3 protein-coding genes are annotated in these 1,971 nt (G+C 40.0%); all 3 read right to left on the reverse strand.

Going from position 1 to position 1,971, the window contains the following annotated elements; genetic code table 11:
- Positions 1-55: 55 nt before the first annotated feature.
- Complete coding sequence (locus BSR11_RS00140; protein ID WP_072668512.1) at positions 56-352, reverse strand: antibiotic biosynthesis monooxygenase family protein; 297 nt, start codon at positions 350-352, stop codon at positions 56-58.
- A gap of 168 nt (positions 353-520) precedes the next feature.
- Positions 521-838 carry a HigA family addiction module antitoxin gene (locus BSR11_RS00150; RefSeq protein ID WP_039438324.1) on the reverse strand — a complete coding sequence of 106 codons (318 nt, stop codon included), beginning with the start codon at positions 836-838 and terminating at the stop codon, positions 521-523.
- A gap of 10 nt (positions 839-848) precedes the next feature.
- A complete protein-coding gene (locus tag BSR11_RS00155) occupies positions 849-1,136 on the reverse strand; it encodes a type II toxin-antitoxin system RelE/ParE family toxin (protein ID WP_039438326.1) in 288 nt (95 codons plus the stop codon).
- Positions 1,137-1,971 lie beyond the last annotated feature (835 nt).

Consider the following 1,971-nt stretch of genomic DNA (forward strand, 5'->3'; position numbering starts at 1 on the left):
ACAGCGCCAAAAATTAACTCTTGACGCCATAGTCTCTTGTTATGTGCCGGGGTCATTATTTACTCCGATCTTCTATTTCGTCGAACGATTCCACCGAAATTCGTTCAGCGATTTCACGCATTTTCTGCATTTTTTCAGGATTACTATTTTCCCAAAATAACTCCCAATCTTCTCGAGAGCGCCACTTAGCAATCGTTAGTACCTTTTCAGGTTTATCAAAGGAATGAAGCATGAAACTGCCGAGAGCACCCTCGACTGTATGATGAATAGAGTCAGTTGTAGAACTCCAAACCTTTTGAAATTCGTCCATTTTATTAGTTGGCACTCGCCACTCATATATGACTCTAAACATATGATTTCCTTGTAATATAACTAATGTAGCCGTTGAAAACTATTAGGCACATAACGCCGCGTTAAGGGGCAGCCGACGCTACTACCAATTTTCCGCATAACACCGTAACCACAAAAACCAACGCATAATAAAAATGCCACGCGTTGGCTGTCCCTCTTTAACGCTTTGTTATGTACGTGCACTTTGTTCCAGCGAAACAAACAGCGGCTTTACAAATTTGGCCTCTTCTTGGTAGCGATTTCTCGTATCCCAAAGGTCAACAGCATGTTGAATATTAAGCCAAAACTCTGGTGTATTTCCTAATGCAGCAGCTAACTTAATTGCTACCGGAGCCGTTAACACTCCACCATTAATCAAATTACTCACCGTATTTCTGTGTACACCCATCGCTTCAGCGAGCGCTTTTGATGTGATGCCCATTGGTTCAAGAAACTCTAATTTCAACATTTCACCAACGCTAACTGGGCGACGTTTTGTCTTACGCATAGTCGTTACCTCAATACTTATGTGGGTCTAAGTAAGTATTTAGTGCAACACCATCAACCCACTGAAAAATCAAACGATATTGTTTATTCACTCGAATTGAACACCAACCTTTAAGATTTCCCTCAAGATGTTCAAATCGATTGCCCGGTGGAATTCTTAAGTCTGACTCAGCTTGAGCTGCATCTAAGATTTCCAGCTTTCGAAATAGAGCATTTTCTATACTGTTTGGAATTAAACGATGTCGTTTATCATCCTCATAAAACTGCTCTAACCACTTATCTTTAAATTCTAATGCCATTACAACTTGCACTGTATCATTGTGCATCCATACACAAAGAGTAACGCATAATAACACTGTGCACAAGTTTGATTTTCAGGAAGGATTTCAGAGAAGTACATAACGCCCACTTAAGGGGCTGACAACGCTACTACCAACTTTCCGCACAACACTGAAACCACCGAAATCAACGCATAATGAAAATGCTGCGCGTTGGAAGTCCCTCTTGAAGTGTTTGTTATGCTTTATTACTTATTGATTAAATTGAACTTTTTCAACATTTATTGGTTCAAGCCACTTTAACTCAAAATGATAAACTTGCCTACTTTCAGCAATCATTGTTGCCGATAAGATCCTAAACAAGTTGAAGCGAATTAGCCTGCGGAATCAATGAACCAGCAACACCAAAGAAAGAGACCTTTCAGCAACAATCGAACCTTTTACGCACACAATTTATCAGAGCAAAGCCGGAAAAAAGCGCACATTCGCCGATAAACTTGCGCTAACCAAACACTGTCAGCAAGTAAGATGTTCATGAGAGCCCAAACATGCTGAAGCGAAATAGCCGGTGGAATCAATGAGCAAGCAACACCAAAGAAAGAGACCTTTCAGCAAAAATCGAACCTTTTGCACACACAATTTATCAGAGCAGAGTTGACCGAAAAAGCACAAGCATCGTTCAACTTTCAATAGCCACCAAAAAGGACAATAAACTTATAATATCAATAAATTAGAATAGGAAAACCTCTAAATCAGACTGAGTTTTCCCATTAAAATTTATATATTGATTTTGCTGAGGTTCAATAAAGCATAACGCCCGGTTAAGGGGCAACCAACGCTACTACCAACTTACCGC

It is taken from the genome of Vibrio injensis (assembly GCF_001895205.1).
GTDB lineage: Bacteria > Pseudomonadota > Gammaproteobacteria > Enterobacterales > Vibrionaceae > Vibrio > Vibrio injensis.